We start from the raw sequence: 14,955 nt of genomic DNA, 5'->3' as shown, positions 1-14,955 counted from the left end.
GGGTGGAGCCCGATACGCTATGTTGACAATTAGTTCCTCAAATGTAACTAAAAGGTTAACTATAATGTCGAACACGTTCCGAATTTCTCTGCTTACCGCTACTGTACTGTTCTCTGCTTCTGCACTCTCTGCCCTGCCGCAGGGCTATCCTGCTGAGTATCAAAAAGTGGTTGATGCCGCCACGAAAGAGGGCAAGGTTGTCATCTATTCCACCACCGACATCAAAGCCGCCGGGCCGCTGATCCAGGGCTTCGAAAAAACCTACCCGGGCATTAAAGTCGAATACAACGACATGAACAGCACCGAGCTGTACAACCGTTTCATCAGTGAACAGGCTTCCGGCGGCGTGAGCGGTGACGTGGTCTGGAGCTCCTCGATGGACACCGGCCTGAAGCTCGCCACCGACTACGCCATGGAGTACAAATCTCCGGAGCAAAGCCAGCTGCCGAAATGGGCAGTCTGGAAAGATAAGGCCTACGGCACCACCTATGAGCCGGTGGTCTTTATCTACAACAAGCGTCTGATCCCGGCCGGTGACGTGCCGGATTCTCACGCCGCGCTGGCGAAGCTGATTGCCAGCCAGACGGACAAATTCAAGAACAAAGTCACTACCTACGATATCGAAAAATCGGGTCTGGGCTTTATGCTCTCGGTACAGGATCACAGCGCCGATCCGAACTACTTTAAGACCCTGGCCGACGTCGCCAAAGGTGGCCTGTCGGTGCAGTCGTCTACCGGCACCATGATGGAGCGCGTCTCATCCGGTGAAAACCTGATTGGCTTCAACATCCTCGGTTCTTATGCGGAAGCGCGTGCGAAGAACGATCCGTCACTCGGCATCTCCTATCCGAAGGATTACACCCTGGTGCTGTCGCGCGTGTCGTTCATCAGCCAGCAGGCGCAAAACGGCAATGCCGCAAAACTGTGGCTGGACTACGTGCTGTCTGAACAAGGGCAAAACATTCTGGCCAATCAGGCGGACATCCCCTCCATTCGTAACGATATCGAAGGCAAGAACGATATCGACGGCCTGACCAAAATCCTCGGCAACGCGCTGAAGCCGATCCCGGTTGATGAAACGCTGCTGGAATACCTGCAGCCGAAAAAACGCCTCGAGTACATCAAAGAGTGGCGTACCGCCGCCGGTAAATAAGCGTCTGAGCGCGGCGCTGGCCGCCGCGCTTCCTTATCGACTGAGTTCGTTTTTCTGGGCTGCAATACCAGGGATACCCCATGAATACATTACGCAGAAAGTGGCAAAGCCTGCCGCGAGGCATCGTCGTGCTGATAACCGCCCTGGTTATCTACACGCCGCTGTCGTTTATCGTGATACAGAGCTTCCTGTCCGCGCCGTTCTTTTCGCCGTCAAAAGAGTGGAGCTTTGAATCATTTGATTTTATTTTCACCGACCCTGATTTTTATAAGGCCCTGAAAAGCGGCTTTATTCTTGCTTTCGGGCTGGTCTTTATCTCTATTCCGCTGGGCGGCGTGCTGGCGTTTCTGATGGTGCGTACCGACCTGCCAGGCCGCCGGCTGATTGAGCCGCTGATCCTGGTCCCGATTTTCGTTTCACCGATGGTGCTGGGCTTCGGCTACGTGGTGGCCGCCGGTCCGGTGGGCTTTCTCTCCCAGTGGGCAGAGGCGCTGATTGGCTTCGTGCCGTGGAACATCTACGACATGTCGAGCATTGTGGTCATCGCCGGCCTGACGCACGTCCCGCACGCCTATCTGTATATCTCGTCTGCACTGCGCAGCGTGGGTTCCGATGTGGAAGAAGCCGCGCGCACCGCGGGCGCGTCGCCCTGGCAGGTGATGACCTCCGTCAGCCTGCCGATGGTGCGCCCGTCGATTCTGTACGCCACTGTGCTGCTGTTCTTCCTGGGGCTGGAGGTGTTCGGCCTGATGCTGGTCCTCGGCGACCCGGAAGGCAACATGGTGCTGGCGACCTATCTCTATAAGCTGACGAACAAGATGGGTACCCCGTCTTATAACCTGATGGCGGCGGTTGCCGTGGTGCTGATCTGCATCACCATCCCGCTGGTGATGCTCCAGCGTCGCCTGATGCGCACCGCCAACCGCTTCGTCACCATGAAGGGCAAGGCCTCGCAGGCCCGCGCGCTGCCGCTGGGTAAATGGCGCTGGGTAGCTGGCGCGGTGATTGCCTTCTGGCTCACCGTCACCATCGGCGTTCCGCTGCTCGGGGTGGTATTGCGCGCGTTTATCTCGAACTGGGGCGTGGGCGTTTCGCTGTGGGACGAGCTTTCTCTGAACACCTTCCGCACCATCTGGGCGCAGCCCAACCTGCTGCGCGCCATCGTCAACTCCATGGCGATTGGGGTGATTGGCGGCGCGCTGGCCGTGGTGTGCTACCTGTTTGTCGGCATTGCCATGCACCGCAAGCCGGATAACACAACGCGTTTCCTGGACTACAGCGTGCTGGTGCCGCGCGCCGTGCCTGGCCTGCTGGCGGGTCTGGCGTTCCTGTGGGTGTTCCTGTTCCTGCCGATGTGGCTCGATAACTCGCTGAAATCCGGCTGGCTTTCCGGGTTCGCCTGGACCGACTGGATGCGTGAAAACGTCATCGTCTGGCTGCGTTCGCTGCGCAGCACCATTTTCAGCGTCTGGCTGGCCTATACCGTGGTGTGGATGGCTTACGGGCTGAGGCTTATCTCTTCCACGCTGCTGCAGGTGGGGCCTGAGCTTGAAGAAGCGGCGCGCAGCACCGGGGCGACGCGCGGGCAGATCACCCGCCACGTCACCATTCCGCTCTCCCGCTACGGTCTTATCGGTTCGTGGCTGCTGATGTTCCTGATCTTTGAACGCGAATACTCAACGGGTGTGTACCTGCTTTCACCCGGCACGGAGACCATCGGCTCGATGCTGGTTTCCCTCTGGGCCGCGGGTGCCATCGATATCGTGGCGGCGCTCTCTTTCATTAACATCCTGCTGGTCGTGGTAGGTCTGGGCATTGCCCTTCGTTTCGGAGTGAAAATACATGATTGAATTAGCGGTTGACGATCTGCACTTAACCTACGGCGACAATCCTGTTTTAAAAGGTGTCTCCATGAACCTGAAGCGCGGCGAAGTGGTCTCCCTGTTAGGCCCCTCCGGCAGCGGCAAAACCACCCTGCTCCGCGCCGTCGCGGGTCTGGAAAAACCGACCCAGGGCTCGATTATCATTGGGCAAAATAAAGTTTACGACGGCACGCCGCGCAGCGAGATCCCGGCAGAAGAGCGTAACCTGGGGCTGGTGTTCCAGTCCTACGCCCTGTGGCCGCACAAAACCGTGTTTGAGAACGTGGCCTATCCGCTCAAGCTGCGCAAAGTTCCGGCCAAAGAGATCCAGCAGCGCGTGCAGGACGTGCTGGACCAGCTGGGACTGGGCCATCTTGGCAAACGTCACCCGCACCAGCTCTCCGGTGGGCAGCAGCAGCGCGTGGCGATTGGCCGCGCGCTGGTGTACAACCCGCCGGTGATTTTGCTGGACGAGCCGCTTTCCAACCTGGACGCCAAGCTGCGCGAAGAGGCCCGCGTGTTCCTGCGCGAGCTGATTATCAAGCTCGGGCTGTCCGCGCTGATGGTGACGCACGACCAGAACGAAGCGATGTCCATTTCCGACCGTATCCTGCTGCTTAACAACGGAAAAATTGAGCAACAAGGTACGCCGCAGGAGATGTACGGCTCGCCGAAAACGCTGTTTACCGCCGAGTTTATGGGCAGCAACAACCGCCTGCACGGCAAGGTCACCGAAGTGCGCGACGGCAAAGCGCGTATTGAAGGGAAAGGCTGGGTGCTGTGGGGCCAGGCCGGTGAAGGGGTGCAGAGCGGTAATGACGCCACGGCGGTGATCCGCGTCGAGCGCGTGGCGGTGGTCGAGGGGCCAGGGGAAAATCAGCTTGAGCTACCGCTGCTCACCAGCATGTACCTTGGCGACCGCTGGGAGTACCTGTTCCGCACGGTGGGGGATGATTTTGTGATCCGCGCGTATGGGCATGAGGTTCGGGATCCGCAGCACTGCCATCTTTCGCTGCCTGAGAAGCATGTTTGGGTGTTCCCGAAAGGGTGAATTTGAAAAGAAAAGGCTGCGGGATGCAGCCTTTTTGCTTTGACAGGTGAGAGCATGCAATCTACCTCTCAAATGTTACTTTTCCGATGTCAACAACGTCTGCACTTGCCCGACTTACTGAAATTGCGGAATGCCCTGGACTGCCGCAGATGGTGGCAGTGGCACGGCCGGTATCGCGCAGAAGTTTCGTGACGGCCATTACGTAATGGCACCGCAGGCTGCCCCAGCTGTAGGACTCAGGGAAGCGGCCCCGAGCATGCCGGCAACAATGCCAAGGAACGAGGCCCTGGTCAGCCAACTGCGGGCAAAGTTGAGGGAAAGCAGGTAGGACTGGGCAGGATTAACCGGGTCTTTACCTCCGGGCAGCATCGGCATGAAATTCTCATTGGGCAGAATGACAGCCAGCGACAGGTTAAGCTCAGGATCATCATCGGGTATCAGGACATTCAGGGCCCGTCCGGGGCGGAAGTCCTCCGGCGCGCTGCGTGAAAAATCGAGGTGAATGATTCCGAAAAGCGTACCGCAGAGAGTCTACTTTTCAAAGGTACATTTTAATTAAGTAGATTTTTATTTATAAAAAAAAGGAGAGTTCGCTGACATAAAGTACATTTCCTGTTACGTTACTTCTAAATCCTCTTTGGAGTAATAGAATGATCGCCAGTACAGTCTCCTCATTAACGATTCCATTTATTTCTGGTTTGTTAAAAAAAATTGGTGAAAAATCAGCAGAGAAAGCCATCTCGAAAGCTGATGAGATTATCCGGTCAATAAATATCTATAAGACGCTTAGTGACAGTAGTTCAAATAAAAAATACACTGAAAATCTTTTGAAAAAGGTATTCACATTCAGAACAATATTAAGCGGGGATAAAGATGTATATTTGGATCAAATATATTATCCGCTTAATGTATCCAGTTACAGAAGAAAAAACATAACCATAGATGATTATGAAAGCTTAGAACAAGAGCAGCGTGTTTGTCTTGTCGGTGTTGCCGGACAAGGTAAGACAATGACCATGAAAAAAATGTTCCTTGAAGACTTAAATAAGTCTCTGTTTTTTCCTATCTTTCTAAGCTTAAGGAATCTTGATTTCTCAAAGGAATTATCATTAGTTGAAGCACTAGAAACACATTTCATAATAAACGGCGTTGACTGTAGTAAAACTGACGTGTCAGCATTATTGAAAAATAATCCAGTGCGTTTATATCTTGATGGGTTTGATGAAATTCCTGTAAGCCACAGAAAACAAGCAATAAAATTCTTGGATGAGTGTGATATGCAATGGAACTGTAGCGTTATTTGCTCCACTAGACCTGATACGGAATTTTGTAAACTACCGGCATATACTACTTATAAATTAGAATACTTAAAGGAGCTGGATGTAAGAAATATCATACATCGGAACATAACGAATGTTAATTCCGTTAAGCAACTTAATAAAATGTTAGATGAGAAAAAATTCCTTCATGAATCTATCATAACGCCCATATTAGTTGATATATTTATAGTAACTTGCTTTGGATTAGGCAGAGACCCTGAGAATGTAACCTCCTATTATGATGCGCTTTTTTCATCTCTGGCATATAAACACGACTACCACAAAATTTTCTCTCGTGAAAGGCTTAGCACGCTAAATGATATACAGCTCGAGAATTGTTTTATTTATTTTTCTTTTATGTCACACTTAGATCAAAAAACAACGCTTGACAGAAACACCTGCTTATCTATTTTTAAGGAGTCTTTAGAGTTTATAAATAAAGAAACTGAAAACGAGTACGATGTAATGATGGACATTATTAACCTCACTAATCTTCTTGTAAGCGATGGTTATGATGCTTATACATTTATCCATAAATCGATACAGGATTATTATGCAGCGAGATTCCTTACAAAAAGGCCTGATGATGAACAAATAGAATTTTGGAGCGAAGCCAGTTGCTTTTATGAGCGTAACTTTTGTTATATGTGTAAGTGTTTAAATGAAATAGGATATTATAATGATTATGTATCAAACATCCTGAACACTTCTAAGAAATTAAGTAGAAATGGTGTTGTCGCGTATGTTAACTTTGAAGAGGTTAAATCAATTTTAGCCGATGTTAGTATCAATTTTGATGTAAATAATTTCCAAAGCATGACATTTAAACTTTTGAGAGGAGAAGATAAATATAATGAAATTGAAATAATTGAAAGTATTTACAATAGAGTTATTTTCAGTAATAGATTTATACCCCCTTATGATTTTCTTTACTCATTCTGTTTGGATAATAACGACATGATTAAAGAAAGGCTATCGATAAGTTCAAACAAAAAACATTTATCGAGAGCGACATCTTATTTTTTAGATATACATACCGAAGAATTTTTTAAGGTTTTTCCCGAGATTGTAACCGCTACTGAGAAATATGTATCTTATATAAATAACAGCCTTGACTTATTATTCAAAGAGTATGAAAACCATATGGCTCTAGGGCTCACACAGTCAAAAAGTGCAATGAGATTAATAAAAAACAGAGCTAGAAAGCGTTCAGGTTAGTAGGTTGACCCTGAGCGCTTAAAGCTCACTCGGGTTGACCAAACATTTAGTAAATCACCGTTCTTTATGCCTTCATGAGTCTCATCCTTTGAAAGCAGTGATCGCTGTGGTGAGACTGTAGCGCGGACATGTCTATTTGGTCAGAGACGAACATCTCAATTAAGCTACTACAATAGTGGTGCGCACAACAAAGAATATGTTAAATAGCCGTACGATTAGTGAACAGGTGCACTTCAAAACATCAAGCTATCTCCCTTACGTCAGCCCAAAGCAGCATTGTGTAACTGCACTGCTTGTTGCAGTGAGGCGTGTCGCTGAAGGCATCACGTAGCGATATTTGGCGAAGAAAAGCGCTTTTCACCGAGGGCCTGGGCTGACGGTCTAGCAGATCACCAACAGAGCCGGGGATATTTTGAACAGGAGAATGTAAACTGGAAGGATAAAGCAACGGGACACCCACGGGGGCGGGTTGTGAAAGTATTTCCTGTTGTCTTCGACCTTATTGCACTTAAAATGACCAGACACATTTTGGGATGGAGTCTTTAATGGATATTGCGCTGCTCAACAGGGGCTGGAACAGAACATGGTCAGATACCATGGTAAATCTGGAAGCCCGGAAACTCGTCGAAACTGCAAATCGGCTATCAGCATTCTATTTGCAAGATGGGATATCACGTATCAAGTTTGTCGAAGAGATAAGGCAGGTCGTAGAGAAAGAATTTGAAACTGCACGACGGGCCAAAACCGATGAAGAATGCATTTCATGCATCAAAAATCTGCGTGCCGAAACAGATAATCTGCAAGAACAAGAACGCTTGTTAAGAACCAGAGCCGCCCAACTTTATGCAAAGGTCGAGTTTGTCAGGGAAAACAATAAAATCGTCGGATACGTGATTTCGGCAATCCATATAGTGGTATCTGGAGCAGCATTATTTGGTGGGATGGTTATGATGTCCACTATGACCCCTGTTGGAGTTCTTGCAGGAGCAGTTTTATTTGTTGATGGTATTAACGGTATAACAAAAGAAGCAAGCCATCTTCGCTATGGTGAACAATCCAAATCGGAAGGAATTTTTGCTGATGGCGCAATGGAGACCGCACAGTTTATGGGGTTTAGCCCAAAAAGTGGATTAGCTCTTTATAATACGGTGACTCTAGGGGCGAGTGTCTATAGTATCTTCGGCTTAGCAAGGAAACCCGGAGCTTGGCGATTATTCCGTTGGCTGCCGCGTGATTACTACCGAAAAGTTGACACAATGAGCAAGCCTAAGCTAACGATGAAAATCGCTGGATATGGTGTCAAAGCGAAAGTCATTTTTGATCTTCTGGCTACTGATAACAGTACTAATTAAGATTTGTTCGCTCTACAGAATCGCCAAGATTTATAAGCAAGTACAGGCGGTTGTATAAAAATTGCAACCGCTGCGCCACAAGAAAGGCCAATAGCACCAGAGAAAACACTCTGCTCAGATGCGAACATCACAAGAAAAATGAATACAGCAAGGCAACCGGATACAACCCACACGGCAAGAATAAATCGCCTGGCCAGGTCCCTGATTGCATTCCCCAACGTTCCACCATAGCTTTCAACGTTGTTCTTTATCTTCTTCAAATCCGATGGTGTAAAGCCAGAACTCAACAAAGCCTCATCAGTAACATCCATATTGTCCTCTCCGCATTTCTTAACTGGCAATGGCACACATAATCATAGAGATGAACTTTACAGTAATCCACATGATGTTTGTGCAATGTATCAGATTTCAGACAATAGAAGCCATAAAGCCCCGTTAGTGGTACAAGCAACAAGCGGAGCATAGCGACTGCATCAGGCCAACCTGGTTGGTTTCGCTTTGCGAAAGTCACCAGTGACCAAATCAGATTGTCAGAGGGATCACACCTTATCAGGATGCTCGTGTACCTTTCGGAGCGTGAGCGAAGCGCTGGCAGAGCCGGATCTGTAGCTACCGGAGCATTACCACTATTCACCTGTTTACGTGGCTCATAGGGCCACACATCGGGCTTAAATGCGTGTGATCAATCTGTTCGGGAGTTATGCCAGGTATGCGGCTTTTTGTTCGTTGTTTTGCTGTCGCGGTAAGAACCTGGAACCACCGCCAGCGTGATGATATGCTCCCTTGTACCACAGACCAATCACGCGACAGGTGCGGACGTAGAACAATGGGTAGTTTAAGTTGTACCTGCTAAAGCGGGGCAACGTAACTAACTGCTAAATCATAACTTATTGATTTATCAGGAGATTGGAGCGGGCGAAGGGAATCGAACCCTCGTATAGAGCTTGGGAAGCTCTCGTTCTACCATTGAACTACGCCCGCTTTGAGGTGCGTATGGCATTATAGACCTTACGCACCTTCATACAAGCCTCTTCACAACTAACCGGCGATTAAATAATCACTTAGCACTTCGGTTTGCTGCCGGGCGCAGGAAGATAACGCTGCGGATCGATGGCCGTCGCCTTATAGCGAATCTGGAAATGCAGCTTCACCGAATCCGTACCGGTACTGCCCATGGTGGCAATCTTCTGCCCGGCTTTGACGTTCTGCCCGTTGTTGACCAGCATCGTGTCGTTGTGCGCATAGGCCGTGATGTAGTCTTCCCCATGCTTAATCATGATCAGGTTACCGTAGCCGCGCAGCTGGTTACCGACATAAACCACCTTCCCGGCTCCGGAGGCATAAACCGGCGTACCGCGCGCAGCGGCGATATCAATACCCTTGTTGCCACCTTCAGAAAGTGAGTAAGGGGCGACCACTTTACCGCTGGCAGGCCAAATCCAGCAGCGCTGTCCAACCGGCGGCCATGACGATTGCGGCACCTGATAGGACGGCGTCACTTTGGCGGTTTTGCCTTTCGAAGAGGACTTTTTACCCGAGGACGATCCGCCGCTAACCTTCAGCTGCTGCCCCACCTCGATGGTGTAGGGCGGAGAAAGATTATTCATCCGCGCCAGATCCTTCACGCTGGTCCCCGTTGCGCGCGAAATCCGGTACAGGGTGTCCCCGCGTTTGACGGTGTAGACCGAACCGGAATAGCTACCCGTATCCGAAGATTTGCTCCCTGAACAGCCCGCCAGGAATAGCGTCAGCGTCAGGCAAAAAACAGCGGTAATGGGATTTTTCGTCAGGCTTCCTGCAAACAAAACAGATCCTCGGTCAGCGTGAATGTCGCCCTATGATAACAGCCAAAACGAACAGGGGTCATGCCCTTTTCCGCTCTACGAGCCAAACCGTTCGTATAAGAATGCAGTATAATGCTTCGGCTGATGGTGCTGAACCACTCGGCATTTTGGCACTGGAGCATCAATGAGTATTCAAGAACACGTTATTTTGGTAAACGACCAGGGAATGGTGATTGGCACTCAGGAAAAGTATGCCGCGCACACGTTACATACCCCGCTGCATCTGGCGTTCTCTTCCTGGCTTTTTAACGCAAAAGGCGAATGTCTGATCACCCGGCGCGCCTTAAGCAAAAAAGCCTGGCCCGGCGTCTGGACCAACTCCGTCTGCGGCCACCCGCAGTCCGGCGAAGAGACGATACAGGCGATAATCCGCCGCTGCCGCTTTGAAGTGGGCGCTGAACTGACCGATATCACCGCCGTCGCCCCTGAATTTCGCTATCGGGAAACCGACCCGTCCGGGATCGTGGAAAACGAAATTTGCCCGGTATTCGCCGCCCGCATCACCAATGACGTGACGATAAACGAAGATGAAGTGATGGACTATCAGTGGGTTGAGCTGGACGCGCTATTCCTCGCGCTGGACGCGACGCCCTGGGCCTTTAGCCCGTGGATGGTCATGGAAGCGACGACCGCCCGCGAAAAACTCAAAGCCTTCGCGGCGCAATAAAAAAGCCCCTTTCGGGGCTTTTTTACATCTTAATGTCTTATTTCACCGGGCGCATCGCCGGGAACAGGATCACGTCGCGGATGGTGTGGCTGTTAGTGAACAGCATTACCATACGGTCGATACCAATCCCCAGACCCGCCGTTGGTGGCAGGCCGTGCTCCAGCGCGGTCACGTAGTCTTCGTCGAAGAACATCGCTTCGTCGTCGCCTGCCGCTTTCGCGTCAACCTGATCCTGGAAGCGCTGAGCCTGGTCTTCCGCATCGTTCAGCTCGCTAAAGCCGTTGCCGATTTCACGGCCGCCGATGAAGAATTCGAAACGATCGGTGATCTCCGGGTTCTGGTCATTACGACGTGCCAGCGGAGAGACTTCAGCCGGATATTCGGTGATAAAGGTCGGCTGAATCAGGTGCGCTTCGGCCACTTCTTCGAAGATCTCGGTCACAATACGGCCCAGACCCCAGCTCTTCTCAACCTTGATACCGATGCTGTCGGCGATCGCTTTCGCAGAATCGAAGTTATCCAGATCCGCCATGTTGGTTTCAGGACGGTATTTCTTGATCGCTTCGCGCATGGTCAGTTTTTCGAAAGGCTTACCGAAGTCGAAGACTTCTTCACCGTAAGGCACTTCGGTGGTGCCCAAAATGTCCTGCGCAAGGGTGCGGAACAGGGATTCGGTCAGCTCGATCAGATCTTTGTAATCCGCATACGCCATGTAGAGTTCCATCATGGTGAACTCTGGGTTATGACGAACGGAGATACCTTCGTTACGGAAGTTACGGTTGATCTCGAACACGCGATCAAAACCACCAACCACCAGACGCTTCAGGTACAGTTCCGGCGCGATACGCAGGTACATGTCCAGGTCCAGGGCGTTGTGATGGGTGATGAACGGACGCGCAGACGCGCCGCCAGGGATCACCTGCATCATCGGGGTTTCCACTTCCATAAAGTCGCGGTTCACCATGAACTGGCGGATACCGGCCATGATCTGGGAGCGAATTTTGAAGGTCTTGCGGGATTCATCGTTAGAGATGAGATCCAGGTAGCGCTGACGATAGCGCGCTTCCTGATCCTGCAGGCCGTGGAATTTGTCCGGCAGCGGGCGCAGGGCTTTGGTCAGCAGACGCAGCTCGGTGCAGTGGATAGACAGTTCACCGGTTTTGGTTTTGAACAGTTTACCTTTTGCGCCCAGGATATCGCCAAGGTCCCACTTCTTGAACTGCTCGTTGTAGATGCCTTCCGGCAGATCGTCACGGGAAACGTACAGCTGGATACGGCCGCCAACGTCCTGCAGGGTCACGAAGGAGGCTTTACCCATGATACGACGGGTCATCATGCGGCCTGCAACGGCCACTTCAACGTTCAGCGCTTCCAGCTCTTCGTTCTCTTTCGCGTCGAAGTCAGCGTGCAGTTGGTCTGAGGTGTGGTCACGACGAAAATCGTTCGGGAACGGCACGCCCTGCTCGCGCAGCGCTGCCAGCTTCTCGCGGCGGGTTTTCAGTTCGTTGTTAAGATCGACTACCGCGTCAGCGCCCTGTGCTTGTTGTTCAGACATGTTGGTTCCTCATAACCCTGCTTTCAAACTTGCTTCGATAAATTGGTCCAGGCTGCCGTCCAGCACCGCCTGCGTGTTGCGGGTTTCAACCCCGGTACGCAGGTCTTTGATGCGGGAGTCATCTAGGACGTAAGAACGGATCTGGCTGCCCCAGCCGATGTCGGACTTGTTGTCTTCCATCGCCTGTTTCTCAGCATTTTTCTTCTGCATCTCCAGCTCATAAAGCTTCGCTTTCATCTGCTTCATGGCCTGGTCTTTGTTCTTATGCTGGGAACGGTCGTTCTGGCATTGCGTGACCAGCCCGGTTGGAATGTGGGTAATACGCACCGCCGATTCCGTACGGTTAACGTGCTGGCCGCCCGCGCCGGATGCGCGATAAACGTCGATACGCAGGTCCGCCGGGTTAATTTCGATATCGATATCTTCGTCAACTTCCGGGTAAACGAACGCGGAGCTGAAGGAGGTATGACGACGGCCGCCGGAGTCGAACGGGCTCTTACGCACCAGGCGGTGAACGCCGGTTTCAGTACGCAGCCAGCCGTAGGCGTAGTCACCGATGATCTTGATAGTGACGGATTTAATACCGGCCACTTCACCTTCAGACTCTTCGATAATTTCGGTTTTGAAGCCGCGCGCTTCTGCCCAACGCAGGTACATGCGCGTCAGCATGCTGGCCCAGTCCTGCGCTTCAGTACCGCCAGAACCTGCCTGAATATCAAGATAGCAGTCAGCGCTGTCGTATTCGCCGGAGAACATGCGACGGAATTCAAGCTGCGCCAGCTTCTCTTCCAGCACGTCGAGTTCTGCCACGGCTTCGTTAAAGGTTTCTTCGTCGTCGGCTTCGACGGCCAGCTCCAGCAAACCGGAAACATCTTCCAGCCCCTGGGCCATTTGATCCAGCGTATCTACGATAGCTTCGAGAGAGGAACGCTCTTTACCCAGCGCCTGTGCGCGTTCAGGTTCGTTCCAGACGTCCGGCTGTTCCAGCTCGGCGTTTACTTCTTCAAGACGCTCTTTCTTGGCATCGTAGTCAAAGATACCCCCTAAGAACGTCAGAGCGCTCCGTGAGGTCCTGAATACGGTTTTTTACCGGATTAATTTCAAACATGGTCTGTTTTCTTTTATGGACTTGTCAAAATGCGGTGATAAGAGCGGGATTGTACCGAATCCACGCCCTTTTTTATAGAGATTACTGCCGCTAAATTGGCCAGATATTGTCGATGATGATCTGAAGGGTGCGGTTACCGCGAAACTCGTTGATGTCCAGTTTGTACGCCAGCTCGACCTCGCGTACGCCGTTGTCCGGCCATACCGCCGTGTCAACGTTAAAGGCAATACCGTCCAGCAGCGGGCCGCCGCCGACCGGTTCAACCATCACCTTCAGATGACGCTCGCCGACGATGCGCTGCTGCAGCAGGCGGAAACGGCCGTCGAACAGCGGCTCCGGGAACATCTGCCCCCATGGACCGGCATCGCGGAGCATTTGCGCCACGTCCATCGTCATCTCAAGCGGTGAAAGCTCGCCATCGGACACCACTTCACCCTGCAGCAGGGCCGGGTCAATCCAGTCGGTGACCAGCTCGCCGAAGAGGCGCTGGAACTCGTCGAATTTCGCCTCTTCCAGCGACAGGCCAGCCGCCATCGCATGGCCGCCGAACTTGATCATCAGGCCCGGATACAGCGTATCGAGACGCTCCAGCGCGTCGCGCATGTGCAGACCCTGAATCGAGCGGCCAGAGCCTTTCAGCGTGCCGTCGCCCGCGGGGGCGAAGGCGATCACCGGGCGGTGGAAGCGCTCTTTGATGCGCGACGCCAGAATGCCGACCACGCCCTGATGCCACTCGGGATGGTACATCGCCAGGCCGCCCGGAAGCGTATCTCCGCTGCGCTCAAGTTTTTCGCACAGGGTCAGCGCCTCGGCCTGCATCCCCTGCTCAATCTCCTTACGAGTCTGGTTCAGCGCGTCCAGCTCATTGGCCAGAACGCGTGCTTCACCAATGTTATCGCACAGCAGCAGCGCCACGCCGACGGACATATCGTCCAGCCTTCCGGCGGCGTTAAGACGCGGCCCGAGGGCAAAGCCCAAATCGCTTGCCGCCAGCTTGAGCGGATCGCGGTTGGCAATCTCCAGCAGCGCCTTAATCCCCGGACGGCACTTGCCTGCCCGAATGCGGCTTAAGCCCTGCCAGGTCAAAATGCGGTTATTGGTATCGAGCGGCACCACGTCCGCGACGGTACCCAGCGCCACCAGATCGAGATATTCGGCCAGGTTCGGTACGGCAATACCGCGGGAGTCGAACCAGCCCTTATCGCGTAACAGGGTACGTAACGCCAGCATCAGATAAAACGCTACGCCCACGCCTGCGAGGGATTTCGACGGGAAATCGCAGTCGCGCAGGTTGGGATTAATAATCGCTTCCGCATCCGGCAGCGTTTCGCCCGGCAGGTGGTGATCGGTGACCAGCACCGGGATCCCCAAAGCGTGAGCATGATCGACGCCCGCATGGGAAGAGATCCCGTTATCGACGGTCATGATCATCTGTGCACCGCGGGCGTGGGCCTGATCGACCACTTCCGGGCTGAGGCCATAGCCGTCTTCAAAACGGTTCGGCACCAGATACGTGACGTTATCGCAGCCCAGCGCGCGCAGGCTGAGCACGCTCAGCGCGGTGCTGGTTGCGCCGTCGGCGTCGAAATCCCCTACCACCACAATCCGCGTTCCCTCACGAAGCGCGTTGTAGAGCATTTCAGTGGCTTTTTCGATACCGCTCAGCTGCTGCCAGGGCAGCATCCCTTTCACGCTGCGTTCAAGATCCTCAGCGCTACGCACGCCGCGGCTGGCGTAGAGGCGCTTAAGCAGCGCCGGGAGTTCGTCTGGCAAATCAACCGGTTCAACCGCCTCGCGGCGGCGCAATTTTATTGGGGCTTTCACGC

The 14,955-nt window shown here is 52.3% G+C and carries 11 protein-coding genes and 1 tRNA gene; 6 read left to right on the top strand and 6 right to left on the bottom strand.

The genetic code is table 11. The annotated features are described in order from the left end of the window. Window positions 1-64: 64 nt before the first annotated feature. The 5 genes from AC0TN7_RS14180 to AC0TN7_RS14160 all read left to right on the top strand — a co-directional run bounded on the left by AC0TN7_RS14180 (window position 65) and on the right by AC0TN7_RS14160 (window position 7,955). Window positions 65-1,153: an ABC transporter substrate-binding protein gene (locus AC0TN7_RS14180; protein ID WP_024909324.1), complete on the top strand. Its 1,089-nt coding sequence runs from the start codon at window positions 65-67 to the stop codon at window positions 1,151-1,153. Between the two features lie 80 nt (window positions 1,154-1,233). Further along, window positions 1,234-3,003 (top strand): ABC transporter permease, encoded by a 1,770-nt coding sequence (locus AC0TN7_RS14175; RefSeq protein ID WP_023294491.1) that lies wholly within the window; start codon window positions 1,234-1,236, stop codon window positions 3,001-3,003. Continuing rightward, window positions 2,996-4,066 (top strand): ABC transporter ATP-binding protein, encoded by a 1,071-nt coding sequence (locus AC0TN7_RS14170; protein ID WP_473702220.1) that lies wholly within the window; start codon window positions 2,996-2,998, stop codon window positions 4,064-4,066. Before AC0TN7_RS14175 ends, AC0TN7_RS14170 begins: the two co-directional genes overlap by 8 nt. 650 nt (window positions 4,067-4,716) lie before the next feature. Continuing rightward, complete coding sequence (locus AC0TN7_RS14165; protein ID WP_473702219.1) at window positions 4,717-6,603, top strand: NACHT domain-containing protein; 1,887 nt, start codon at window positions 4,717-4,719, stop codon at window positions 6,601-6,603. 545 nt (window positions 6,604-7,148) lie between these two features. Then, on the top strand, window positions 7,149-7,955 hold the full coding sequence (locus tag AC0TN7_RS14160; RefSeq protein ID WP_417927774.1) for a DUF4225 domain-containing protein: 807 nt from the start codon (window positions 7,149-7,151) through the stop codon (window positions 7,953-7,955). Here the strand turns inward: AC0TN7_RS14160 and AC0TN7_RS14155 are convergent. The 3 genes from AC0TN7_RS14155 to actS form a co-directional block, all read right to left on the bottom strand. Next, the gene (locus AC0TN7_RS14155; protein WP_015673660.1) at window positions 7,952-8,266 is read right to left on the bottom strand and encodes a hypothetical protein; all 315 of its coding nucleotides are present in this window, start codon (window positions 8,264-8,266) and stop codon (window positions 7,952-7,954) included. The genes AC0TN7_RS14160 and AC0TN7_RS14155 overlap by 4 nt on opposite strands. Before the next feature lie 596 nt (window positions 8,267-8,862). Further along, window positions 8,863-8,936, bottom strand: a tRNA-Gly gene (locus AC0TN7_RS14150). An 80-nt stretch (window positions 8,937-9,016) separates the two neighbouring features. Then, on the bottom strand, window positions 9,017-9,760 hold the full coding sequence (actS, locus tag AC0TN7_RS14145; RefSeq protein ID WP_248165630.1) for an amidase activator ActS: 744 nt from the start codon (window positions 9,758-9,760) through the stop codon (window positions 9,017-9,019). Window positions 9,761-9,923: 163 nt separating this feature from the next. On the opposite strand from actS, the gene idi reads away from it, so the two are divergent. Beyond that, complete coding sequence (idi, locus tag AC0TN7_RS14140) at window positions 9,924-10,466, top strand: isopentenyl-diphosphate Delta-isomerase (protein ID WP_024906587.1); 543 nt, start codon at window positions 9,924-9,926, stop codon at window positions 10,464-10,466. Window positions 10,467-10,503: 37 nt separating this feature from the next. Here idi and lysS read toward each other — a convergent pair whose 3' ends face one another. The 3 genes from lysS to recJ all read right to left on the bottom strand — a co-directional run bounded on the left by lysS (window position 10,504) and on the right by recJ (window position 14,953). Continuing rightward, the gene (lysS, locus tag AC0TN7_RS14135) at window positions 10,504-12,021 is read right to left on the bottom strand and encodes a lysine--tRNA ligase (RefSeq protein ID WP_032650119.1); all 1,518 of its coding nucleotides are present in this window, start codon (window positions 12,019-12,021) and stop codon (window positions 10,504-10,506) included. Window positions 12,022-12,030: 9 nt separating this feature from the next. Further along, a protein-coding gene (gene prfB, locus AC0TN7_RS14130) for a peptide chain release factor 2 (protein WP_096059326.1) occupies window positions 12,031-13,129 on the bottom strand; the annotation gives its coding sequence in 2 pieces (ribosomal slippage) (window positions 12,031-13,053 and window positions 13,055-13,129; 1,098 coding nt in all). 90 nt (window positions 13,130-13,219) lie between these two features. Beyond that, window positions 13,220-14,953, bottom strand: a complete 1,734-nt coding sequence (gene recJ / locus AC0TN7_RS14125; protein WP_417927773.1) for a single-stranded-DNA-specific exonuclease RecJ — start codon at window positions 14,951-14,953, stop codon at window positions 13,220-13,222. Between the last annotated feature and the right edge of the window lie 2 nt (window positions 14,954-14,955).

This window comes from Enterobacter sp. PL_is511, assembly GCF_055816065.1.
Note: the sequence above shows the minus strand (reverse complement) of the source record. Positions and strands in the feature narration are given on the sequence as shown.

What these genes read in the sequence shown, in the direction of transcription:
- AC0TN7_RS14180 (WP_024909324.1), top strand. Translation starts at nt 65, where the DNA reads ATGTCGAACACGTTCCGAATTTCTCTGCTTACCGCTACTGTACTGTTC.
- AC0TN7_RS14175 (WP_023294491.1), top strand. Translation starts at nt 1,234, where the DNA reads ATGAATACATTACGCAGAAAGTGGCAAAGCCTGCCGCGAGGCATCGTC.
- AC0TN7_RS14170 (WP_473702220.1), top strand. Translation starts at nt 2,996, where the DNA reads ATGATTGAATTAGCGGTTGACGATCTGCACTTAACCTACGGCGACAAT.
- AC0TN7_RS14165 (WP_473702219.1), top strand. Translation starts at nt 4,717, where the DNA reads ATGATCGCCAGTACAGTCTCCTCATTAACGATTCCATTTATTTCTGGT.
- AC0TN7_RS14160 (WP_417927774.1), top strand. Translation starts at nt 7,149, where the DNA reads ATGGATATTGCGCTGCTCAACAGGGGCTGGAACAGAACATGGTCAGAT.
- AC0TN7_RS14155 (WP_015673660.1), bottom strand. Translation starts at nt 8,266, where the DNA reads ATGGATGTTACTGATGAGGCTTTGTTGAGTTCTGGCTTTACACCATCG.
- idi (WP_024906587.1), top strand. Translation starts at nt 9,924, where the DNA reads ATGAGTATTCAAGAACACGTTATTTTGGTAAACGACCAGGGAATGGTG.
- lysS (WP_032650119.1), bottom strand. Translation starts at nt 12,021, where the DNA reads ATGTCTGAACAACAAGCACAGGGCGCTGACGCGGTAGTCGATCTTAAC.